Consider the following 24250-nt stretch of genomic DNA (forward strand, 5'->3'; position numbering starts at 1 on the left):
CGGGCAAGCGGCGCAACGCTGCCGATGGGTTGCTTTCCATCACCCGAAGGGCCGGTCTCCTTTGCCCGCTGACATCGTTGGATCGCACTTGTGGTGGGAAACACCACGGCGCGCAATCCGCCTCCTCAGCAGACAAAGGAGATACGGTCAAATGGTGCACATTCACCGTCCGATGCTCTAAATTGTGAGCGGTTCATCTGTAATGAGCACGCCGTCGGCATCGCAATAGATGAACATGCCGGGTTCGATGAGAACGCTCCCGAAGGCCACGGGCACATCGATGGCACCCGTGCCCGCTTTTGCCGATCTGATGGGGCTTGTTCCAAGCGCCTTGATACCGAGATCAAGATCGGCCAGCAACTGCGCATCACGGACCGCTCCGTTGATCACGATCCCGGCCCAGCCGTTGTTGATGAGCCGTTCACCCATCCTGTCCCCAAGCAGCGCCGTGCGCATCGAACCGCCCCCGTCCAGCACGATCACGCCGCCCTCTCCCTTGGCCGAGAACAGCTCGTCCTGAACCAGTTTTGTGTCCTCGACCATCACCGCTGTCCGGACTTTTCCGGCAAAGGCCCGCTTCGTGCCGAAGTCGCGGAACGGCAACTGCACAAGCCGGACCTTGTCAGGATGGGTGTCGTTGAGATCACAGGTCGGGTGGAATGGCACTGAATGCTTCATGAGGGCTCCTTCAGCAGGTTGGACGGATAAAGCACCGCTCCCTCCATCATGCGCCGCTGCGTGCGGAAAGTCCCGGCGCTCAAGGCCTCGGGTCCGTCGGCTCCGGCACGTACATCGGCCGTGACCGTGAGAACGCCCGAAGGGGTTCCGACACGAAGGTCCCTGCCGTCGATCCCGGCGAGTTCCTGGACCAGCGAACCGGGCACTTGCGCAGCAACCGCCGTGCACATCCCACCGGTCAGGGTGATCGCCCGATGGAAATTGCCCATGGAGACAAGACGCACATTGAGATCATGCGTCGCCTTCTCATGGCTTGCTCCGTCGAGCGACGTGAACTGCGCGGCCGGCCCGAGCATCGCCACTTTCGGATTGGAACGCTTCGCGTCCTCCGCCGTATCAGCCATGCCCATGGCCACGGCTCCCGCCCGGCGGACGGCCTCGATGCGCGTCATCAGGTCCTTGTCACCGTCGAGATCCCCCGGCTGTTCCGTTGCCGTCCTGCCGAGATCGGACGCGCGCACGTAAACGACGGGATTGGCGGCATCAACAAGCGAGGCCTTGATCTTACCCAGTCCAGGAACGGTCAGGTCGTCGACCGCATTGCCTGTCGGCAGAAGCTTTCCCGTGGCCGCGCCGCCCGGTGTCAGGAATTCCAGCACCACGGGCGCCCCGGTGCCGGAAACACCCGGTATCGACACATCGCCCTCTTCAACGGCCTTGCCGTCCGAAACGGGAAACCGGCTGTGATAGATGCGTTTGGTATTGGTGTCATAGATCCGCACGAGCGCATCGGTCTGTCCGGGAGCAAGATCGATCATGCCTTCATCAACGGCGAAGGGACCGACGCAACTCGCCATGTTGCCACAGGCCGACCCGTAGTCCGCGAGCGGCTCGTCGACGGCAATCTGTACGAATGTGTAGTCGACATCCGCATCCTCACGATCAGACGGCTTGACAATCACCACCTTGGACAGCGACGACAGCCCGCCGCCCATCCCGTTCAGCTGGCGTCCATAAGCGTCCGGGCTGCCCAGCACATGCAGGAAGATCCGGTCCCGAACCGCCGTTCCGGCCGGCAGGTCCGCGCCGTTGAAGACAACCGCCTTGGATGTTCCGCCGCGATAGAAGGCTGCGCGCAGGCGCTCTGGCATCAGGCGGCTCCTTTAAGGAAGTTTCTGAAGGCGCGCGGCAACAGCCCGCCTTCGGCGAAGGTCGCACGTTCGCCGTCATTATAGAGACGCAGATCCAGCGGTGTCATGTCGTAGCTGCCATCCTTGCGGTGCACCGTCAGCATGGCACCCGTCAGGTCCGCACCGAAGTCGATGTCATAGGTCTCGCTGCCGTCCAGTCCAAGCGTATGACGCGTGACACCTTTCGGAAAACAGAGCGGCGCGATGCCCATATTGACCAGATTGGACCGGTGGATGCGTTCGAAACTTTCCACGATCACGGCCCGGACACCGGCGAGCCATGGCGCTTTGGCCGCCGTGTCGCGCGATGAGCCGCAGCCATATTCCTTGCCGCCGATCACGACGAGTTTCTGCCCGCGCTCGAGATAGGTCTCGATCGCCTTGTAGATCGAGGTGACGTGGCCCTCCGGTTCGACGCGGGTCCATGAACCTTCCTTGTCCGGCGTCATCTCGTTGCGGAGGCGGTAGTTGGCATAGGTTGAGCGCACCACCACATCCGAACAGCCGCGCCGGGTCCCGAAGGAATTGAAATCCCGCGGCGAGACACCCAGCTTCTGCAGGAACTGGCCCGCTTCCGATTCCGGCGTGATGATGCCGGACGGCGATATGTGGTCCGTGGTGACGCTGTCCCCGAGTATGACCAGCGGCCGCAACCCCTTCAGGTTGCTCAGCGGCGGTGTCTTGCTGTCGATCTCGCGCACGAATGGCGGAAACGAGATATAGCTGGACGGCACCCAGTCATAGGTTCCTTGCCCAACCTCAAGAGCATTCCAGTGCGTGTTGATGTCGCCGATTGCCGCATAGTTCGTGCTGAATTCCTCCGGTGTCACGAAGGTCTCGACGATCTCCGTTACTTCATCTGCCTTTGGCCAAAGATCCGACAGCATCACCGGATTGCCGTCCTGGTCGGTGCCGAGCGGCTCGGAGGTGATGTCCTTGAGGATTGTTCCCATCAGGGCGTAGGCGACCACAAGTGGCGGCGAGGCAATCATGTTTCGCGACGCGAGCGGATGGATACGTCCGGCAAAATTCCGGTTTCCGGACAGGACCGCGATCCCCTTGATATCGTTTTCCTTGATGGCCGTTTCATGCGCCGGGTCGAGCGGGCCCGACATGCCGTTGCAGGTGGAACAGGAAAAAGCGGCCACTTCAAAGCCGAGCGTATCGAGTGAGGTTTGCAGTCCGCTCTTCTCAAGGTACCCGGCAACAACCCTCGAACCCGGTGCGAGAGACGTCTTGACGTGAGGGGGAACATTCAGACCACGGGCAACGGCATTGCGCGCCATCAGGGCCGCCGTCACCATGTTGCGCGGATTGGCCGTGTTCGTACAGCTGGTTATCGCGGCAATAATCACGTCGCCGTCGCCGATGTCGTGGTCCTTGTCCGGCACGCCGACACGGCGCGCGGTTTCACCCTCCAGTTTCAGCCGGTCGCTGGCGTTTGCCAGGTCGATCCGCTGCTCGGGGCGCGAGGGGCCGGACACAGATCGACCGATGGCGCTGAGATCGAGATGGACAACCTCGTCATACGCGATGGCCGGATCAGCGCCTTTGACCCAAAGGTCCTGCGCCTTGCAGTACGTCTCCGTCGTGGCAGCCGCCTCGCCGCGGCCCGTATCGCGCAAGTATGCTGTCGTGCGCTCGTCGACGGGACAGAACACCATCGTGGACCCGTATTCAGGCGCCATGTTCGCGATTGTCGCCCGGTCCGCCACGCTGAGCGAGCCATAGCCGGAGCCGAACAGTTCGACGAACGTGTCGACGACACCGAGTGCGCGCAGTTTTTCAGCAATCACCAGTGCGATATCCGTTGCCATGATGTCGTCGGACGGGGCCCCGCTGATCTCAAGACCGATCACGCGCGGCACATTCACAGGCGTGGTTTCGCCAAACAGAATGGCCTCGGCTTCCAGTCCGCCGACGCCCCAGCCCATGATGCCGAGTGCATTGATCATCGGTGTGTGGCTGTCGGTTCCAAGGCAGGAATCTGGTATGAGAAGACCCGGGTCTTCGTTCGAAGGCAGGACGGTCTGTCCGAGATATTCAAGGTTCACCTGGTGACAGATGCCACCGCCGGGCGGCATGACGCGCAGGCGCGGGAACCGGGTCTCACAGGCTTTCAGGAACGCGAAGCGCTCGCGGTTGACCTCGAATTCGCGGTCCATGTTCTTTTCAAGGGCGAACCTGTCCGCCCAGTGATTGATCGACATGGAGTGATCGATCACGAGATCGACCGGCAGGCTCATGTCGACGCTGAGCGGATCACCGCCCTGCTCCTCGAGCAGGTTGCGCATCGCCATGATGTCGATGAGAGCCGGGATCCCGAGCATGTCATGAAGCAGCAGTCTTGCCGGCCGGAAGGGAACCGCCTCACCATTACGCGCCAGCACGTCGAGGGCGGCCGCTCCCTCGGGCGAGTGGCGCGCCGCATTTTCGGCGAGAAGCCGGAGGGAATACGGCAGGCTCCGGTATCTGTCGCCCAGGATGCCGCGATAGTCTGCCGCCAGAAATGATGAATTTGCAATCGGATGGGTGCGCACTTTGCCTCTCCTCAGTTGATACAAAGCTAGACAGTCTGCAGGGATTGCAGCAAGGTGCTTCTCACACCGTTTCACTTGATAGAACGCAAATGGCCACCAATCGTACTGAATCCGTCGAAAGGGCGCTCTCCATCCTGAGCGCTTTCTCTACTCAAAAACCGGTCATGACCCTGGCGGAGATCGCCGAAGAGACCGGACTGCACAAGAGCACGATCCTGCGGCTGACCAATTCCATGCAGATCTACGGGTTCATCCAGCGCGACGAAGATGGCCGCTATAGCGTCGGACCGAGTGTCTGGCGTCTCGGTCTGATCTTCCGTCGGGACTTCACCAAGCGGGAACATGTTGCACCCTCACTCCGCATATTGGCCGAAGCAACCGGTGAGACAGCCTCGTTCTATGTACGTGTTGGTAATGAACGCGTTTGTTTATACAGGGAAAATTCGCCGAACCTGCTGCGCTTCCACGTCGAGGAGGGCATGCGTCTGAAACTCTCGACCGGCGCGTCCGGTCTGGTTCTGCGTCACTTCTCGGGGGACGATGTCGGTGACCTCGCCCACTTCAACAGGAACGGGACTGTCAGCACGGTCGGCCAGACCAATCCCAATATTTCCTCTGTCTCCACACCGGTTTTCAAAAACACCGGTGAACTGGCAGGCGCACTCACCGTCTCCGGTCTTGCCACCCGGTTTGACGAAGAGGCGCGTGCCAACGCAATCCCTCTCCTGGAGAGCCTCGCCAAGAGCCTCATGGCGGCGGACTGAACGTTTCGCCTGACAGAACGCTTCCCGCCACTGCTTGCCAATCGACAGGGCTCAGCTTAGTCAGATGCACAAGGCAACCGAACCGGAGTTCGCGAAGATGATGAACCACGAAATCAACAAGGCGTTTCGGGAACGCCTCGCGCGCGGCGGCGCTGTCCTGATGCCGGGCGCAGCCAATGCCCTGGCCGCGCGGGTCATCGACGGGCTCGGGTTCGAAGCGGTCTATATCTCGGGCGCAGGTCTCACCAACACCTATCTCGGCATGCCCGATCTCGGGTTCATCTCGCTGCCCGAAATCGCACAGCACACGTCAACGATCCGCAACACGACAAACCTTCCGATCGTGGTCGACGCGGACACCGGTTTCGGCAATGCGCTCAACGTTACCCACACGGTGCGCACGCTTGAACGTGCGGGTGCAAGCGCCATTCAGCTCGAGGATCAGGTCAATCCGAAACGATGCGGGCACTTTTCAGGCAAGGACGTGGTTGACCTTTCAGAAGCGCGCAGCCGGATCAAGGCTGCAGCCGATGCACGCATCGACCCGAATTTCCAGATTGTCGCCCGCACCGACGCCTGCGCGACGCACGGTTTCGATGCCGCGATCGAACGCGCCCAGGCCTTCATCGAAGACGGCGCCGACATCACCTTCATCGAAGCGCCCCAAACGCTTGAAAACATCCGCGACATCCCTGCCCGGCTCGCCGGCACACCGCAACTGATCAATCTCGTCGTCGGCGGCAAAACGCCGATCCTGGATCTCTCCAATCTCGACGACATGGGATTTGGACTGGTGCTTTACGCCAACGTCGCGCTTCAGGGAGCTCTCAAGGGCATGCATGACGCGCTGGCCGTGCTGAAAACGGACGGCCGCATGGACGAAGGTGACCTCGTCGCAAGTTTCGAAGTCCGCCAGAACGCGGTCCACAAGGACTTCTACGACGCTCTCGAGAAAGAGTATGCTGCCGATTAGAACGGGCCATCTGCGCGGAAAGCAGTGCGGTACACACCGAAATCCTGGATCGGTTACTCCAGCACGATCTGTTCGAGCCTGGATGCGGCTTCCTGAAGCTTCGGCAACTGGGTGATCAGGCTGTCAATATCATGCCGCTGCCTGGGTGCGTGAATGGACAACGTTGTCATCAAACGCCCCCTGTCGTCGCGGATCGCAACGGCAACGGCTGTCATCCCGTCCATAAATTCCTCGTTGTCGACGGAAAAGCCGCGTGTTTTCGTATCCGCCAGCTCACGCTTCAGCGCTTCGGGCTCGACCAGCGTCTGATCGGTCCGCCGCTCCAGTTCAACAGAGGAAAGCAGCCGGTCGAGAACCGATCCCGGCAACGTGGACAGATACATCTTGCCGCTTGCGGTGCTGTGAAACGGAACCTGCGTTCCGATCGGCAGCTGAATGCGCAGGGGCCAGTGGGTTTCGACACGGTCCAGATAGACCATGCCGTCGCGTCCGGGCGCCGCAAGATTGCAGGTCTCGCCCACATCCGAAGCAAGATCGCGCATCACCCTCAGGCGCTCTGTCCGGATGCGCTGAGACGACAACGTGTTCGTCGAGAGCTTTCGCATTCGCTTGCCCGGACCGTAGGACCGTCCGTCAAGGCTGCGCTGCAGGAACCCTTCAGTCTCGGCGGTATGCAGCAACCGGTGAACGGTCGGCTTCGGCAATCCGACCAGTTCGCAGAGTGTGGAGGGCGCGACCGGAACCCCGGCTCTTGCGACCTCCTCCAGAATGACCAGCAAACGCAGGTTCGTCGGAATTTTTCCTGCTTCTTCTGTGTCTTGGTCGTCTGACATCTTCGGCAATCATCGGTTCGGCAGCAGCATCAACGCCAGTTCAGGGGTCAGAGACACGACGATCCAGACACTGATCAGGGCGACTAGGTAAGGCACCGTATAACGAAGTAACCGGAAATAGGGAACTCCCGTGACGCCGGACGCCACATAAAGGTTCAATCCGTAAGGCGGCGTAATGAAACCGATGGATGCACCGACCAGGAAGATCACGGAAAAGTGGATCGGATCCACGCCGACCGAGGCCGCGATCGGAGCCAGGATCGGCGCGAGGATGATCGTGACCGGAAGGCTTTCCAGAACCATGCCGGAAACGAACACGATGATCATCGACGTGAACAGGACCGCGTGGTAGCCCCCCATCGACGTCACGAAATCGCCGATTGTCGCCTGTGCTCCCAGAAGCGACAGGATCTGCTGCATCACGACCGAAATCGCGATGAGCGGTGCGAGGATTCCCGTGATCTGGGCCGAGCGGATCACGATCGACGGAACCTCGGTGACGGTGAAGCCCTGAACCACGAACATTTCGGCGTAGCTTTTTTCAGCAACCGGCCGATCGCCGCGTTTGCCGAGGATCTTGTTGAGCGGGTAACTGACGAAACCGGCGAGCATGCAGAAACCGACGGTCACACCGGCCGCTTCGGTCGGCGAGAATTTGCCCGTGTAGATGCCCCACAACACCAGGCCGATGGCGAAGAAGCCGAGCCAGGCACCGAAGGCGGTTTTCAGGATCCGGTTCAGGTGGAACGGAATCAGGAACCCCCACCCGTTCAGGCGGCAGATGATCCAGCAGGCCACCTGCATGCCGATAACCATCAGCGAACCGGGGATGATGCCCGCGACAAACAGATCGGAGATCGGCAGGTTCATTAGGAAGCCGTAGACGATAAAGATGATCGACGGCGGAATGATGATCCCGACAGTACCGCCGGCCGCAGCCGTTGCCGCCGAGAAACGTTCGTCGTAGCCACCCTTGACCATTTCCGGATGAAGCATGGAGCCGATGGTTGCGGTCGTGGCCGAGTTCGATCCCGAAATTGCGGCAAACAGCCCGCAGGCCCCAAGAGAGGCCATTGCCAGTCCGCCCCGCAGCCAGCCAAGCACGGCATAGGCAAAATCCGACAATCGTCGGGCGATGCCGGAGCGGTTGATCAGGTCTCCCGTCAGGATGAACAGCGGCATCGCCAGAAGCGCGAAGCCCTTGTTGAAGACGTTCAGAAGCTCCGCGCCGAGATTGTCGAGCGTCAGGCCAAGCACGAACGAGCATCCGATAACCCAGTAGGCGATCACCAGCAGGACCGGAACGCCGATCATGAACAGGACCGTGACACTGATTGAGATCAGGGTAACCCAGGTTGCATCGGTCATCAGGTGTCCTCCCCGATCACGGCCTGCTTGATCAGCGGCTGGTTGGTGCGCCAGTTCCGGATGTCGTCCAGAAGGTTTTCAAGCACCCTGGCCGCAAGCATCAGGAAGGACAGCGGTGCGGTGATCAGGAACCACCACTGCATGACATTGTCGGTCCCCAGGACGATCTGGAAGTTCGAGGCGGAAAGCGCCGTCAGCCTCAAGGTCGTGACGAGAACGATCACCGCGAAGATGAACCAGAGCAGAGCATCCAGGCAGAGACAGGCCATCTGTCCCCAGCGCGGCATGACCATTCTGAATTCGGAGAAACTCAGATGCGTGCGCAGGCGCACGTTAAAGGCCGCTCCGAACCACGTCATGATCATGAACAAAAGCGGCGGAATGGTGGTCGACCACGGCTGCTGGTTCGCAAATACGAACCGGTCGATCACGCCCCAGAAGATGATGAAGGCGATCGCGAGGTAGCTCCACACCATGATGGTGCGCTCCAGATGCCGGTCGAGAAAGGGTACAAGCCGGTAAATCAGGACGATGAGTAAGCCGCCGACCAACGTGACAAAGGCACCCAGAACCCAGGCAGCCTCCGATTTCAATGCGTTGCGGATTTCCCAACTGTCTTGCGATGCTAAAGCGCTCAGGATCGCGCCAAGATCCGACCAGATTGCCATCTGCCCCTCCCTGTTCCGCCGGTTTTCCCGATCTGAAGACGAATAGGGCTGGCGCGGAATCGACGCGCCAGCCCGGTCAGCTTAAAGGGTGATCAGCCTTTCCACCAACGCCGCGGCTCGACGTTCTCCGGCTTCATGTCGGCCGGAATGCGGCGCGCGATGTCGTAGATTTCCTGGTAGGTGTCGATGCCACCGGCCCAGCCATTCAGACGATCACGCCATTCCTGCCACAGCTGCGGCTGGAACTCGGGCGAGCACATTTCTTCCGCAAGCTTGATCTCGCTATCCGGCAGGAAGGCCGGACGCACGTTGTTCTCGACAAAGATCGTGTCCGGCAGCTGAGGATCGGAGAAACCGACCGTCTTAACCAGTGCAGCCTCGTTGGCGGCCTGCACGTGTGCCTGCGCCCAGTAGGCGGATTCCATGACCGCGTCCTGCAGGTTGCCTTCCAGGCTGTCGAAGACACTCGCCGACATCGACGTGTGCTCCGTGCCGCAGAAGAACTTGAGGTCGACCGACTGGCTGACGACCGGCGACATGTTGGCATATGCCACGGCACTCGCCCATGTCTCCGCACCATCGATCAGGCCCTGCTTCAGACCGTCGAGCGTTTCTTCCCAGGCCACCGGAACCGGGTTCAGGTTGAGCGCCTTCATGGCGATACGGCCGAGCTGCGTTCCGGTCACGCGGTTCTTGGTACCGAACAGCTGCTCAAGTTTCGTGACGGTCGGACGGTCTTCCCATCCAAGACCCAGCTGGATACCGCGCAGCTCGCAGTGGCTGAACAGGAACTTCAGGCCGTGGCGCTTTTCGAGCGGGTCACGCAGGATCTTCTGCGATTCCGGGCTGTAGAGGAAATAGTACTGCGATGCCCTGCCCGGGAACATGAACGCATAGTCCAGAACGTTGAGGTAAGGCGCACCGCCTGCCGAGTTCTGTGTCGAGGCGGCGTAGATGTCGATGATGCCCTGCTGGGTCTTTTCCACGCAGGAAAGCTGACCGCAGATCTGGTTGTCGCCGATGAACTCGATGCGAATCTCGCCGTCCGTACGTGCTTCCAGGTCCCGCGCAAATTCAAGCGCACCGGCCCGCTCGATCAGCAGGTTCCGGGCATTGAAGCCCGCCGCACCGAACTTCAGCGTATGCTTGGCCGGCTTGGAAAAGCGCTTGTCGTAGGTTGATTCGGCCGCCGACGCGAGGTTGGCAAGGCTCATTGCACCGCCGAAGGTACCCGCTGCAAGCAGCGTCGAGCTCATCCCGTAAGTACCTGCAACGCGGAACAAATCGCGCCGAGAAATTTTGCTCAGTTTATTAATCACACTCATTGCTTCCTCCCAGTTCGCAATTTTTGAGACGTTTTGTTTCAAAAAAGGCTAGTTTATTTTGTCCTTTTTGCATAGGCTTTTTTCAAAGAAATAATTGGGAGACCAAAAATGGAGGCAGATTTCGTCGTAATCGGGGCCGGATCGTCCGGTTGCGTTATCGCCAATCGCCTGAGCGAAAATTCTTCCAACAAGGTCATCCTGCTGGAGGCCGGTGGCCGGGATATAAACCCCTGGATCCACATTCCGGTCGGGTACTTCAAGACCATGCACAATCCGGCCGTCGACTGGTGTTACAAGACGGAACCCGATCCGGGGCTGAATGGCCGGTCGATCGACTGGCCGCGTGGAAAAGTGCTTGGCGGGTCGTCTTCCCTCAATGGCCTCCTCTATGTGCGCGGCCAGAAGGAGGACTATGACCGCTGGCGTCAGATGGGCAATGAAGGCTGGAGTTGGGACGACGTCCTGCCCCTGTTCAAACGCTCGGAAGATCAGGAACGCGGCGCCGACGAATTTCACGGAACAGGCGGACCGCTCTCCGTCTCGAACATGCGCATCCAACGGCCGATCTGCGATGCTTGGGTCGCTGCCGCGCAGACCGCGGGATACCCCTACAATCCGGACTATAACGGTGCAACGCAGGAAGGCGTCGGCTATTTTCAGCTGACCACGAAAAACGGGCGCAGATGCAGTTCCGCGGTTGCCTTCCTCAATCCGGCGCGCGCACGCGACAACCTCCAGATCATCACCCATGCCCTCGTCAGCCGGATCAATATGGATGGCAGGAAAGTCACCGGGATCACCTACAGGGACAAATCCGGAGCCGAAAAATCGATCACCGTCCGGCGCGAAGTCATCCTTTCCGGCGGTGCGATCAATTCTCCTCAGATCCTGATGCTGTCCGGCATCGGTGATCCGGACCAGTTGCGCCAGAACGGCATTGAGCCGGTGCACGAACTTTCCGGCGTCGGTCAGGGCCTTCAGGATCACTTGCAGGCACGACTCGTCTTCAAGTGCAACGAGCCAACGCTCAACGATGAAGTCCGGAGCCTCTTCAACCAGGCGCGAATCGCGTTGAAATATGCTCTCTTCCGGGCTGGTCCGATGACGATGGCTGCCAGTCTGGCGACGGGTTTCCTGAAGACCCGGCCGGAACTGGAAACGCCTGACATCCAGTTTCACGTTCAGCCCTGGTCTGCAGATTCGCCCGGCGAAGGCGTACACCCCTTCTCTGCCTTCACAATGTCGGTGTGCCAGTTGCGCCCGGAAAGCCGCGGTGAGATCCGCCTCGACGGTCCCGACCCGCGCAGCTATCCCAAGATCATTCCGAAATACCTGTCAACGGAGACCGACTGCCGGACGATTGTCGACGGGGTCAAGATTGCCCGCAAGATTGCCCGCCACGCTCCGCTCACCTCCAAGATCGCCGAGGAATTCCGCCCGACGGCGACCCTCGACATGGACGACTACGAGGGAACGCTCGACTGGGCACGCCAGAACAGCGTCTCGATCTATCACCCGACCGGAACCTGCAAGATGGGAACGGATGCCGGTTCGGTGGTCGACCCGCAACTGAAGGTGCACGGGATCGAGGGTTTGCGCGTTGCGGACTGCTCCATCATGCCCGAGATCGTGTCGGGGAACACCAACGCGCCTGCCATCATGATCGGCGAGAAGGCCTCGGACCTGATCCGCGCGAATGCTGCGTGAGACCGCGGAAACCTTAGCGTGAGTTGACCTTCGGCTTCAGGGGACTACGCCGTCGCGCCCCGCGTGTTCGTTTCGTGGATCTCGATCAGGGCGGGTCCCTTCCGGTCTGCGAAACGCTGAAGCGCCGACGCTAGCTCGGTGACATCGTCCAGCCGTATGGATGGGACGCCATAGGCATCGGCGATCTTCAGAAAATCGGGTGCGGACGGCGTAACGCCTTCCGGCTCGATCCCGCATTCGATCATGTAGGTGCCGATCTCGCCATAGCCGTCATTGTTCCAGACAAGAAAAATGACGTTCGCTTCACAGTCCCTTGCGGACCCGATTTCGGCAAGCGAGAACTGGAACCCGCCATCCCCGACAAGGCAGACAACGGGCGTATCCGGTTCGCCGAGGCTTGCTCCGATAGCCGATGGCGGCCCATATCCAAGCGCACCGAAACCGGTCGCGGCGTTGAACCAGCCTTTCGGGCGTCCTGCCTCGAAGAAAAGATTGCCCGAATAGATCGCCTGGGTTGAATCGCCGACAATAACGCAGCCCGGCAGGCTATCCCGGATCGTCTCAAGCAAGCCGATCTCGGTCCGCATCTTCGGGGTCAGGCCGGACAAGGCCGCGTCCCGGCACGCTTTTGCCCTAGCAGCGCCCTCCCTGTCGACCTTGCGATCTTCCAGTTCGGGCAGAAGGTCATCGAGCAGCAACTCCACACTGGAAAGGATGCGAAGAGACGCCGCAGGACCGCGCGTCAGCTGGTCCGGATCGATATCGACCCGCACCAGATCTCTTAATTCCGGGAACCCTCCATCGGCATACATGTCGTAATCCGTTTGTCCCATCTGCGTCCCGAGCGCGATAACGGTGTCGGACGCCGCCAGAAGCGCGCGGACCGCGGCGAGGCTCGGACTTGCAGGCACGGAAAGCGGATCGCCGGCGAGCAGACCTCTGGCGTTGACCGTGGTGACAACCGGTGCGTCGATGCACTGTGCCAGTTTCCTGATCTTTTCCGGGGATGCGACGGCCCCACCGCCGCATAGAATTACGGGGGCCTTCGCGCCCCGGCATTTTTCCGCCAGCACGGCAACATCAGACGAGGCCGCGCGCGGTCCGCTCAGTTTCCTCGCCGCTGAAGCCTGCACCTCGATGGGATTGTCCATGACATCGGTCGGGATCTCGATATGCACCGGCCCCGGCCTTCTGGACTGAAGCACAGAGAAGGCACGTTCCATGACCACCGGCAGATCGCGCGGTTCGTGCAGCGTATGCGTCATCCGGGAGACGCTCGCCATCGTCGCACGCTGATCGGGCAATTCATGCAGCCAGCCTTCGCCGTGCCCGAGGCTCGCGCGGGCATTGACACCCGAGATCACCAGCATCGGCACGGAATCCTGGTAGGCCTGTGCCATCGCAGTGATCGCGTTGGTGACACCTGGCCCGGTAATCAGAAGCGCAACACCGGGCTTTCCGGTCATGCGCGCATAGCCGTCGGCCATGAAACCCGCACCCTGCTCGTGGCGCGGTGTGACATGGCGAATGTCCGATGCCGCAAGCCCCCGGTAAAGCTCGACGGTGTGAATGCCCGGAATCCCGAAAACGACGTCCACGCCATTGGCTTCAAGTATGTCGATCAGCGCTTCGCCGACCGTTTTTGTCACGACGCCCATTTTTGCGTGCCCTTGTCTTTGTCCAGGTTGTCGGAAAATGCTGCGATCCGGTCCAGCGCTTCTGCAAGAACATCGTCGGGCACTGTCAGGGAAAGGCGAATGTAGTCTTCTGCCTGATCACCAAAGGACGCACCGGGCATCACGGCGACCCCCTTCGTCTCGAGCAGCCGCTCCGCAAAGACGGTCCCGTCCAGTCCCGTCGCTCCGACATCGATCAGCAGGAACATACCGGCCTCCGGCATCATCGGCCGCAGCGCGTTGTGTCCGCCGAGCCGGTCCATGATCAACGCCGCGCGCCGTGCATAAAGCGCACGCATACGCTCAGCGGTATCGAATTCTTCCGTCAGGGCCTTCGCGGTCATGTCTGCGATAAAGGGCTGCCCGCCGAACAGCATGGTTTCCGAAACGGCCAGAAGACGCGTGCAGAACTCTTGCGGTCCAACCGCCCAGCCCGAGCGAAAGCCGGGTGCTGCATGCGATTTGGAAATCGATGAAACGACAATCGTACGCTCGGCGAGTTCCGGCAGGTCGAAAGGCGATGCAAATTCGCCGGTAAAGATCAGCTCTTCATAGACCTCATCGCACACAATCCAGAGATTATGCCGGATACAGGCTTCGCCAATCGCCTTGAGTTCTTCCCGCGTGAGCGTTGCCCCTGTCGGATTGTGCGGCGTATTCAGTAGCAGCACCCTGCTTTGCGGCGTCACGCAACGATCCAGATCGGTGGCCTGAAGGTGAAATCCCTTCTCCGCACGCAAGGGCACTGGCACCATGGATGCACCCGTCGCCGCGATCACGCCTTCATAAGTCGCATAGAGCGGGTCGCACACAAGAACCGCATCGCCGGCTTCCACGAGGCCGAGCATGACAGCAAAGAGCGCGGTCTGCGTACCTGGAAAACAAAGAATGTTGCCTTCACCGACGCCGGCCTGTCTTTGACTGTATTTTTCCACAAGCGCAGCAACGACACCCGGCTCTCCACGCCCGTTGGAATAGCGCGTGCGCCCTTCCCGCATTGCCCGGCTGGCCTCATCGAGCAGCGCTTCGTCGGGCCGGATATCCGGCTCGCCGATCGTCAGCTCAATTATGGGAAGTCCTTTTGACGCCATTTCCCGTGCCTTCAGGTGCACGGCCCATTTGCCCGAACCCAGGTGGGCAAGTCGGTCGGTTATCGACGCGTAACGCATGGTCAGGTCTTTCGAATTGGAGGAGCAGGATTTGCGTCCAGGCAGATCCCGCCGAGCAGGGCTTCAACGGAACGGATCGCAATGTCGGATAAAGGTGTGTCTGCAAAGAGTTCACCTGCCAGCGTGCCTTCAAGCCAGAGGCCGTCGATCAGCCCGTTGATGGCAATGGCAAGTTCCCGGCAGGTGGCCGGGTCCGGATCGCGTTCCGCCTCTTTCAGCACATCCGTGACGAGATCTTCCAGCACGGACCGGAACGCCGTGTAGCTTTCCAGATGAATTTGCGCGAAGACGGGGTCGACGCGGACACGGCTGATGAAGGCCGCCCAGAGGGACAGCCGTTTCGCGTCAGCGACGGGCGTGCTCAGATTTGCCACGATGAACGCACGCAACCGGCCCCGCGCGGTCGGATGGACACCCTCGGCTGCATCCATGACACCGCCGATCAGACCGGCCATCAGGTCGCGATAGGCGGCGTGGAGCATCTGATCCTTGCTGACGAAATAGTGCCGGATCAACCCCTGCGTGACACCCGCGCGCGCAGCGATTTCACGCACGGTCGCGTTTTCCAGGCCGGTCTCTGCGATGCAGTCCAGGGTCGCGGCAATGAGGTCCCTGCGCCGGTCAGCCTCGCTGGCGCGATGAAACGAGCGGCGGCTCATCGCAAGACCCGCCCAAGGCCACACGTCAAATGGAGGACGCACACACTTTCGCACGGTGGTGTAAATGCACTCCAAAACGCGCGCTCGCCACCGCACAACATGAGCAAAACGTCCTTTGTGAATGAAGTCGATATTCGATCTGGATAGCTCTTATTATACGCTTGAATAACAAGCAGGCAAGTGCAAAACTGCGCGTCACATTTGGATCGCAGCGCCTCGGCAAAACAGGCGGAACACAGGTCCCGCCATGAGGAACCAACCCAATTCGCAGTAGAGAGACATGACCTTCCAGCCCCAGAACCGCGACCCCGACCTTGTTGCCATGCGACGCCGGCTTCATGCCATCCCGGAAATCGGCCTGTCGGAATTCAAGACCTCCGACATCGTCGCGGCAGAGCTGGCAAGGCTCGGCTACCAGGTGACACGCGGGCTCGCAAAGACCGGGATCGTTGCGACACTGCGGAATGGAGACGGTGAAAGAAGCATCGGTCTCAGGGCCGATTTCGATGCGCTGCCGATTGAGGAACAGACCGGCGCGGACTACGCCAGCACCCACCCCGGCCACATGCACGCCTGCGGGCATGATGGCCATACGGCGATGCTGCTCGGGGCGGCCGCAATGCTCGCGGAAAGACGGCAGTTCAGCGGCACCGTTCATCTGATCTTTCAGCCGGCCGAAGAAAATTTCGGCGGCGCCAAACTGATGATCGAGGACGGCCTCTTCGACCGGTTCCCCTGCGATGCCGTATTTGGCCTTCACAACGAGCCTTCCCTGCCCTTCGGCAGCTTTGCCTTCAGGGAGGGCGAGATGATGGCCGCTGCCGATGAATGCAGGATCACCATTGTCGGCAAGGGCGGCCATGGCGCCGAGCCGCATCTGGCCGCCGACCCGATCGTCTGCGGCGCGAGCATCATCATGGCGCTCCAGACGATCATTTCACGCAACACGCAGGCATCACAGCCCGCGGTGATCACCGTTGGCACATTCCATGGCGGCAATGCCAGCAACGTCATTCCCGAACGTGCCGAGATGTGCCTGACGGTGCGCGCGCTCGATGCGGATACGCGCGACAACCTGGAAAAACGGGTCAGAACGGTCGCCGAAGGTCAGGCGGCAAGTTACGGCATGCAGGTTGAGATCGACTATGAGCGTTTTTATCCGCCACTGATCAATCCGAAAACCGAAACGGACTACGTGCGCAGTTTCGCAAAAAGCTTCGCCGGCAGCGACAAGGTCCACGACATGCAGCACCCGATCATGGGCAGCGAGGACTTCTCCTACTTTCTGGAAGAGAGGCCCGGCTGCTATTTCCTGCTCGGAACGGCCCGAACCGAAAACGATCCGCCGCTCCATCATCCAAAATACGATTTCAACGATGATGCCCTGCCGATCGGCGCAGCATTCTGGACGGAACTTGTCGAGGATTTCCTCGCGCGCGACTGAGACGCGGTCCACCGGGCTCGCTCTTGCGCCAACCGGCAGCGCTCGGGCCCTGCAAACTTGTCTGATAGGCTGCGACCACTCTTGCTTCGCAGCAACACGCAGAACAGAAGATTTGATTCTTGAATATTATTGAATAATTCATGAATGAATATCAATAAAATTGATAATGTGATTGAAATCACAAAGCAAAAACACAATATTTATTTCCAAGAGTGATCAATATCACAATAAAAGTAAAATTTTATTACTTTGTGACCTCAATCACGCCAAAAATTATTGATAATAATTCTTTAGTGACGCACATCACTACAGATTAACCAAAAATGACCCAAGGTCATCTTGTCACGAAGCGGTGCTCAAAGAGCTGACCTGCAGGTGACGGGGGCTCAGAGTTGTTGCACAGGACACTTCGTCCGGAATTTCCCCCAATTGACGACCTGGCTGCTGCAGCGGCCTGACTGACGAATTCAGCGGCCGCTGGCTGCTGCGAATTTGCATGTGGTTTCAAACGGATGCGGGATCAGGGATCCAGCCTCCCGGACATAAACCGCCGGTCGGCAAGCGACCGCCGGAACGGATACGTGCGGCCTTTTCTCAATACACGCCGCGTGCAGGAAAGAGAGCAGAACAATGAACGTGACTGTTGATACGCAAGAAAATGGCCTGCCCGACTTTGCGCTGCTGGGGGAAAGCCTCGCGCTGATGGCGCATTGCGACCTTTACCGGTCGCGCAGCATCGACCAGTTCGGCGCCCTGATCCTTCCGCCGATGCGCCTGGGTCAGTTCAGGATCTGGCGCCGCGGCGGCGTCGCGGTTGCGCTGGCGACCTGGGCCTACCTGGATGCAGGCACCGAACGCACCGTCCTTGAGGATGACGAGCCTTTGGCTCCGGAAGACTGGGCCTGCGGAGACCGGCCCGTGGTCATGGATCTCGTCGCTCCCTTCGGTGATGGCTTCGCCGCCTCAAGGGATCTGGTCCGGACAATTTTCCCCGGCATCGCCTTCAAGGCCGTGCGCCGTTCGCCGGAAGGCGACGCGCGCCGCATCGTGCAGTTCGCCGGCCTGACCGCCGACGGAGACAAGGTTGCTCCCTCCTCCCGCTTCGCAGCCTGATTTTCAAAAAAGTAATCGTTTTAACAATCGCTTGGACAAGGAATTTGACCCATGGGTAGTTCGAAAAAATCAATCCACCAGACCTATAAGCTTTATGGTATCAGCGTTTACAAGAATGCCGGCAGCGGCAACGACAAGCTCTACGGCTATGCCGCCAAGAGCCATCTGCTCGGCGGTTCGGGCAACGACACCGTCTATGGCTATGGTGCCTGGAACAAGCTGGACGGCGGATCTGGCAACGACCTCATCAAGGCATGGGGTGCATCCAACTACCTCTATGGCGGCTCCGGCCACGACCGGATGTATGGCTACGGCGCCTACAACTCCATGTCCGGCGGCTCCGGCAACGATTCCATGTACGGCTACGGCGCCAAGAACAAGATGTGGGGTGGCTCCGGCGCCGACTACATGAAAGGCACCGGTGCCTACAACTACATGAGCGGTGGTGATCACAACGACCGCATCTACGGCCACGGTGCCCGCAACGAGATGTATGGCGGCAACCACAATGACAAGCTCTATGGCTACGGCGCGTCCAACAAGATGGACGGCGGTGCACATAACGATTCGCTCTACGGCTACGGTGCCCATAACGACATGTATGGCGGCAGCGGCAACGACTACATGGAAGGCTGGGGCGCGGTCAACAACATGCGCGGCGGCAGCGGCAACGACACCATCAAGGGCCGCGGCGCGCTCAACAACATCTACGGTGAAAGCGGCAACGACACGATCGAGGCCATCGGCGGCGTGAACAACGTGCATGGCGGCACCGGCGACGACAATATCAAGGGCATAGGCGGCACCAATGTCCTGAGGGGCAACGAAGGCAACGACACGATCACTGCTGTCGGCGGCGTCAACACGGTCTTCGGCGATTCAGGCGACGACCACATGGTCAGCGCCGGCGGCGTCAATGTCATGTTCGGTGGAACCGGCAACGACAAGATGATCGCAAGCGCCCTTCTGGCGACAAGTCAGAGCGGTGAAGCAGGCGACGACACCATGGTTGCGGTCAGCAACGCGAACCTCCAGTGGGGCGGCGATGGTAACGACACCATGGTCGGCATCGGCAATCTCAACATCCAGTCCGGTGGCAACGGCGACGACCTGCTGCTGGCTGCTGGTCAGACCAACGTCCAGCTTGGCCAGGACGGCAAGGACAAGATGTTCGCCGTCGGCAGCCTGAACGTTCAGGTGGGCGGCGATGATGAGGATCTCGCCGTCGCTGTCGGCAGCACCAATGTCCAGTATGGCGGCAACGATGCCGACATTCTCGTTGCCGGCGGCGGCGCCAACATTCAGATCGGCGGCACCGGCAACGATTGGCTGATCGGTGCCGGCAAGGGCAACGTCCAGTTCGGCGCGGAACTCTGGTCAACCATCCCGGACGGCGTCGATCTCGCCGGCTTCGATCTCGATGCGGCCAAGGACAAGCTCGCCGACTACGCGAATTCGAAAGGCACCGACGGCACAAACGTCATGCTGGCGGGCGGCGAACTGAACATTCAGCTCGGCGGCTCGGAGACCGACATCGCGATCGGTGCCGGCAAGGGCAACGTCCAGGCCGGCGGCGGCGGCACCGACGTACTTCTCGGCGGCGGCAAAGGCAACCTGCAGTCCGGCGGTGACGGCACCGACCTGATGATCGGCCTTGGCCGGGTCAACGTCCAGGAAGGTGGCGGCGACACCGATGTGATGGTCGCGTTGGAGCGCGGCAAGGATGCCGGTGTCCAGCTGCAGTTCGGCGGCGATGCGACCGACTTCATGATCACCCGTGGCGGCGACGGCGAAGCCGACCCGTTCAAGGCCTTCATCGATCACTTCAAGGACAAGATCACCGAAAAGAGCAACGAAAACAAGGACGGGCAGGAAGACGACAACAAGGACACGGAAACCACCACGACCGAAACCGAGACCACAGGGTCCGACGATACCAAGAAGCAGAGCCTCAAGGACAAGATGCTCGAAAATGCGCCTTCGTTGAACCTGCAGTTCGGCGGTGACGGCGGCGACCTCTTCAACACGGGAGGCGATCTCGGCTTCCAGATGGGCCAGCAAGGCAACGATATCTTCCTCGGTGGCGGCTCCTTCAACTTCTCTTTCGGCGGAACCGGCGACGACCTGATGATGATGACCGGTGAAAAAACCAACTTCGTCTTCGGTCAGGACGGCGGCGACTGGCTGATCGACACCGGCGCGTTCTCCGACCTGTTCTGGTCGGCCGTCTTCCCGCAGTTGCCGGACTTCGGATCGGGCGACAGCTCCGATGCCGCATCGCTGCTGCCCTTCGACCTGTCGGTAACGGACGCGCTGTCGGACATCAACGGCAAGGTCGACGACGTCAAGGACTTCCTGGATGCGGTGAACCCGCTGGACGACATCGTCGAAGCGGTCGGCGAGGTTGTCGACGTGGCCAAGGAAGCCGTTGAAGGCATCCACGACACGATCACCTCGATCCTCGATTATTCCAAGACGCAGTATTTCGGCGGCGACGGCAACGACTTCCTCACCGGCGGCGAGGCTGGCGGCGACGCCGTCGGCGGCAAGGGCGACGACACCTACCTCTTCACCTTTGGTTCCACGGGTGAAATGGATGTCGACGAGGCCGGACTCGACGCGGCCCGCGAACTTGGCGACTTTGTCGGCTTTGCCAGCGACAAGCTGGACGCCATTTCCGGTGGCGGCGGTGGCTCGGATGTTCTGGAACTGCGCAATGCCGGCGAGATGGATGCCAGCGATCTTCGGTTCTTCGTTGAAGGCGGCAAGGACCTGGTGATCGAAGGCGACGGCGGCAGCGTCCGGATCAAGAACATGCACGAGGAAGCCACCAAGGTGGAAACGCTCCGCATCGTCGGCGACAACGGCACCCAGGACATCGATATCGGCGCGGCCTTCGACGACGGGCTGTTCATCTTCACCTGGGCGGACCGCTCCGGCGACACCGGCATCGAGGCGCTGGACGATTTCGAAACCAGCTTCGACGATCCGAATGCCGGCCTGATCGATTTCGACGGTTACTTTGGTGCCCTCAGCGCGGAAAGTTCAACCGAGCAGGCCTTCGCGGCTGCGTTCGATGGCTGGATGGACACCATTGTTGATGCCGGTTCCAGTCTGCCGCTGGTCGGCGGTGCCATCGGCACGGCAGGCGATCTCGCCGAAAGCGTCTTCGCCTTCCAGACCCCTGAAGTTCCGGACGAGTTCAGCTTCCTCTGATCGGCGTCCATGGTTGACGTAGAATGAAAGTCACGCTGCCCGCGCAGCGTGGCTTTTTTCGCGAGCACGCCCAGAGCACGCACTCATGAATGAGGCCACATTCTATAGCAGGCTGTCCGCCATTTTCTGTTCAGCGGCCGTATTCGCCCGGCGGAAGATCAGCGTCACCAGTGTCGACGTGATCACGATGAAGAGGGAATAGAGCGCGGCAACCGCCATGATCGGCTGCTGCTGCTCGCCCGGAAAGGTGAGCACGATGATGGCAATGCCGAGCGGTGCGTTCTGGATCCCGGTTTCCAGCGCCACGGTCCGGGCATTGCGCGGATGCAGCTTGAGCGCCCGCGCGAACAGATAGCCGATGGTGATGCCGAAGACACCAAGCATGATCGCGACGAAATAGGTCGACGGCGCGGTCGTCATCAGGAACTGCCAGTTGCGCGGGATCCAGGAAATCGCGATGAAGGCGATGAAGACCAGCGCCAGCACCGACCCGAAGAACTCCGTCACCGCACCCGCATTCGCATTGACCCGCCTGAGGGTCATGCCGATGGCAACCGGCACAAGCAGGATCACCAGCGTCGCGATAATGTTCTCGCGCGGGATTTCAAGATCGAGCGCCGAGGCATAGACCAGCAGCACCAGCGGGATCAGCACCACGCCGAACACGGTCGAAGTCACTGTCATCAGGACGGAAAGCGCCAGGTTCCCCTTGGAAAAATAGGTGAAGATGTTCGATGTCGTGCCGCCCGGCATGCACGAAACGATCAGGAGGCCGATCGCGATCGGTGCCGGCAGCGCAAGGACAATCGTCATCAGGAAACCGATAAGCGGCATGAAGCCGAATTGCGACACAACCCCGATGCCGAGCCCGTAAGGCCGGCGCAGCGCCAGCAGGAAGTCGCGCGGTGTCAGCGAAGCGCCCATCCCCAGCATGATGACGAAGATCATCGCCGCCAGTAGGGCCTGTTCCAGGGGTCCGACCATGGCTTACTCCGCCTCGCTCGTGCGCATCTCTTCGGCGCGCAGGTCTTTTCGAAGGATCTTGCCGACAATCGACTTCGGCAATTGCTCGCGCATGGCCACCATCTTGGGCACCTTGTAGGCGGTCAGGTGTGTCTTGCAGTAGGTTCGGATATCGCCTTGCGACAGGCTCTTGTCGGTCAGGACGACAAAGGCCTTCACGGCCTCTCCGGTTGCCTCGTCCGGCACGCCGATCACCGCCGCCTCGAAGATCCCCGGATGTGCTGTCAGGCAGTCCTCGACCTCGTTGGGATAGACATTGAAGCCGGAGACCACGACCATGTCCTTCTTGCGGTCGACAATGGTGAAATAGCCGTCAGGGTCCATCACGCCGATGTCGCCGGTCAGGAACCAGCCGTTGCGGAAGACGGCTTCGGTTTCCTCCGGCTTGTTCCAGTAACCCGACATCACCTGCGGCCCTCTGACCGCGATCTCGCCGCGCTCGCCCTGGGCGACGACATTGCCGTCATCATCCTCGCAGCGCATCAGCGTTGACGGCAGCGGGATGCCGATCGCCCCGTCGCGTGCCTTGCCGACCGGATTGAAGGACAGCACAGGCGAGGTTTCCGTCAGCCCGTATCCCTGAACGACGGGTCTTTGGGTCACCTCTTCCCAGCGCTTTGCCACCTCGCTCTGCAGCGCCATGCCCCCGGCGGAGGCAAGCTTCAGAAATTTTGGCGGGCTGTCGCGAAACCAGAGCTCGTTGTTGAGCCCGTTGAAAAGCGTGTTCACGCCGCTCATCCAGGTGATCCTGTAATTCTCGAAGGCCCGTTTCAGGTTGCTCAGGGGCCGCGGATTGGGAATGAGGATATTGCGCCCGCCAATCCAGTAAAACGCCAGCAAATTCAAAGTGAAAGCAAAGATGTGATACATCGGCAGCGCGGTCAGCGCAACCTCCTTGCCCCGCTCGAAAACGGGGATCATCTCCAGCGTCTGCTCCATGTTGAGGATCAGGTTGCGATGGCTGAGCATCGCGCCCTTGGCAACGCCTGTTGTACCGCCGGTATATTGCAGGCAGGCAGTGTCGTCGGGGGAGACCTGCTGATGATAGGCATCGACCTCGATGCGCTTTTGGCCAAGCTGCGCCCGCCCGGCATCAAGCGCGTCCGGAAAACGGATATGCGAGACATCGATCGGCTGGACCGAGCGGTCCCAGTATTTTTGCACCAGGCCGATGATCCCGCGCGGCAGGACGGGAAAGAACTCCGCCACGCGCGTCACGATGATGTTGGGGATCGGCTGGCCGCGTGTCGCCGCCGGGATCTTGTCAGCGAACATGTCGACGATCACCAGTGCCTTGGGTTCGGCATCCTGGAACTGGCGCGCCATTTCCTCCGCCGTATAGAGCGGATTGACATTCACCAGCACACAGCCTGCCTTCAGAATGCCGAAGGCGGCGACCGGAAAAGTCAGCCCGTTGGGCAGTTGCACCGCCACCCGGTCACCCTTCACAAGTCCGGCGACCTCGCGCAGGTAGACGGCGAAGGCATCGGACATTTCGTCCACCTGCTCGAAGGTGAGCGTGCCGTTCATGCCGTTATGCATCACGGTGGTGAAGGCCGGCGCCGGGCCGAACGTGCCGGAGGCCGACCGGATCAGGTCCGGGATCGTCCGGTAGGACGCCTCCTCGATATCCGTCCGCATCTCCGGCCCGTAAAACGCGGTCCATGGCCGCTCGTCTGTCGTCACACGCTCCTCCAGGCCCCCACCTTGTCGCCCACGTTTTGCTTCTGACCAGCTTAACGGCACCCCCACCTTAACGCGACACCCACTTTCACATGTTCACAGGTCCACTGCAGACCCGATGCGGCGGTGCCGGACGAGGTGCCCGGATGCAGCGGGTGGTCTGGAGACCGTAGGTAGGTCGGTGGGGGAGAATGAGTAGGGGGACGGACTGGAAACAGAGT

At 60.5% G+C, this 24250-nt stretch carries 18 protein-coding genes; 6 read left to right on the top strand and 12 right to left on the bottom strand.

Annotated features, from left to right (window positions below):
* Positions 1-177: 177 nt before the first annotated feature.
* Genes rraA through acnA form a run of 3 tightly spaced genes read right to left on the bottom strand, consistent with a single transcriptional unit; the run spans position 178 to position 4408 of the window.
* A complete protein-coding gene (gene rraA / locus RBB49_RS12320; protein WP_306143090.1) occupies positions 178-678 on the bottom strand; it encodes a ribonuclease E activity regulator RraA in 501 nt (166 codons plus the stop codon).
* Positions 675-1829, bottom strand: a complete 1155-nt coding sequence (locus RBB49_RS12325) for a 2-methylaconitate cis-trans isomerase PrpF family protein (protein ID WP_306143091.1) — start codon at positions 1827-1829, stop codon at positions 675-677. Before RBB49_RS12325 ends, rraA begins: the two co-directional genes overlap by 4 nt.
* On the bottom strand, positions 1829-4408 hold the full coding sequence (acnA, locus tag RBB49_RS12330; protein ID WP_306143092.1) for an aconitate hydratase AcnA: 2580 nt from the start codon (positions 4406-4408) through the stop codon (positions 1829-1831). Before acnA ends, RBB49_RS12325 begins: the two co-directional genes overlap by 1 nt.
* 89 nt (positions 4409-4497) lie before the next feature.
* On the opposite strand from acnA, the gene RBB49_RS12335 reads away from it, so the two are divergent.
* Positions 4498-5172, top strand: coding sequence for an IclR family transcriptional regulator (locus RBB49_RS12335; RefSeq protein WP_306143093.1), 675 nt, complete (start codon positions 4498-4500; stop codon positions 5170-5172).
* Positions 5173-5236: 64 nt separating this feature from the next.
* Positions 5237-6145 (top strand): oxaloacetate decarboxylase, encoded by a 909-nt coding sequence (locus RBB49_RS12340; protein ID WP_306143094.1) that lies wholly within the window; start codon positions 5237-5239, stop codon positions 6143-6145.
* Between the two features lie 53 nt (positions 6146-6198).
* On the opposite strand, the gene RBB49_RS12345 is transcribed toward RBB49_RS12340, so the two are convergent.
* The 4 genes from RBB49_RS12345 to RBB49_RS12360 form a co-directional block, all read right to left on the bottom strand.
* Positions 6199-6978, bottom strand: coding sequence for an IclR family transcriptional regulator (locus RBB49_RS12345; protein ID WP_306143095.1), 780 nt, complete (start codon positions 6976-6978; stop codon positions 6199-6201).
* A 9-nt stretch (positions 6979-6987) separates the two neighbouring features.
* On the bottom strand, positions 6988-8346 hold the full coding sequence (locus RBB49_RS12350) for a TRAP transporter large permease (protein WP_306143096.1): 1359 nt from the start codon (positions 8344-8346) through the stop codon (positions 6988-6990).
* Positions 8346-9014 (bottom strand): TRAP transporter small permease, encoded by a 669-nt coding sequence (locus RBB49_RS12355; protein WP_306143097.1) that lies wholly within the window; start codon positions 9012-9014, stop codon positions 8346-8348. Before RBB49_RS12355 ends, RBB49_RS12350 begins: the two co-directional genes overlap by 1 nt.
* A 92-nt stretch (positions 9015-9106) precedes the next feature.
* On the bottom strand, positions 9107-10270 hold the full coding sequence (locus RBB49_RS12360) for a TRAP transporter substrate-binding protein (RefSeq protein WP_306143098.1): 1164 nt from the start codon (positions 10268-10270) through the stop codon (positions 9107-9109).
* 177 nt (positions 10271-10447) lie between these two features.
* Here RBB49_RS12360 and RBB49_RS12365 point away from each other — a divergent pair, with 177 nt between their 5' ends.
* A complete protein-coding gene (locus tag RBB49_RS12365; RefSeq protein WP_306143099.1) occupies positions 10448-12046 on the top strand; it encodes a GMC family oxidoreductase in 1599 nt (532 codons plus the stop codon).
* Between the two features lie 44 nt (positions 12047-12090).
* On the opposite strand, the gene RBB49_RS12370 is transcribed toward RBB49_RS12365, so the two are convergent.
* Genes RBB49_RS12370 through RBB49_RS12380 form a run of 3 tightly spaced genes read right to left on the bottom strand, consistent with a single transcriptional unit; the run spans position 12091 to position 15550 of the window.
* Positions 12091-13704 carry a 5-guanidino-2-oxopentanoate decarboxylase gene (locus RBB49_RS12370; protein ID WP_306143100.1) on the bottom strand — a complete coding sequence of 538 codons (1614 nt, stop codon included), beginning with the start codon at positions 13702-13704 and terminating at the stop codon, positions 12091-12093.
* Positions 13692-14891, bottom strand: a complete 1200-nt coding sequence (locus RBB49_RS12375) for a pyridoxal phosphate-dependent aminotransferase (protein WP_306143101.1) — start codon at positions 14889-14891, stop codon at positions 13692-13694. The genes RBB49_RS12370 and RBB49_RS12375 overlap by 13 nt, the downstream gene beginning before the upstream one ends.
* A 2-nt stretch (positions 14892-14893) precedes the next feature.
* On the bottom strand, positions 14894-15550 hold the full coding sequence (locus RBB49_RS12380) for a TetR family transcriptional regulator C-terminal domain-containing protein (protein WP_306143102.1): 657 nt from the start codon (positions 15548-15550) through the stop codon (positions 14894-14896).
* Positions 15551-15830: 280 nt separating this feature from the next.
* Between RBB49_RS12380 and RBB49_RS12385 the strand changes: the two genes are divergently transcribed.
* The 3 genes from RBB49_RS12385 to RBB49_RS12395 all read left to right on the top strand — a co-directional run bounded on the left by RBB49_RS12385 (position 15831) and on the right by RBB49_RS12395 (position 21323).
* On the top strand, positions 15831-16994 hold the full coding sequence (locus RBB49_RS12385) for a M20 aminoacylase family protein (protein WP_306143103.1): 1164 nt from the start codon (positions 15831-15833) through the stop codon (positions 16992-16994).
* Between the two features lie 630 nt (positions 16995-17624).
* Entirely contained in the window at positions 17625-18107 is a 483-nt protein-coding gene (locus RBB49_RS12390; RefSeq protein ID WP_306143104.1) for a toxin-activating lysine-acyltransferase, read from the top strand.
* Positions 18108-18158: 51 nt separating this feature from the next.
* Positions 18159-21323 (top strand): hypothetical protein, encoded by a 3165-nt coding sequence (locus RBB49_RS12395; RefSeq protein WP_306143105.1) that lies wholly within the window; start codon positions 18159-18161, stop codon positions 21321-21323.
* A gap of 102 nt (positions 21324-21425) precedes the next feature.
* Here the strand turns inward: RBB49_RS12395 and RBB49_RS12400 are convergent, their stop codons facing one another.
* Positions 21426-22307, bottom strand: coding sequence for a bile acid:sodium symporter family protein (locus RBB49_RS12400; protein WP_306143106.1), 882 nt, complete (start codon positions 22305-22307; stop codon positions 21426-21428).
* Between the two features lie 3 nt (positions 22308-22310).
* Positions 22311-24032 carry an AMP-binding protein gene (locus tag RBB49_RS12405; protein ID WP_306143107.1) on the bottom strand — a complete coding sequence of 574 codons (1722 nt, stop codon included), beginning with the start codon at positions 24030-24032 and terminating at the stop codon, positions 22311-22313.
* Between the last annotated feature and the right edge of the window lie 218 nt (positions 24033-24250).

It is taken from the genome of Roseibium sp. MMSF_3412 (genome assembly GCF_030733265.1).
GTDB lineage: Bacteria > Pseudomonadota > Alphaproteobacteria > Rhizobiales > Stappiaceae > Roseibium.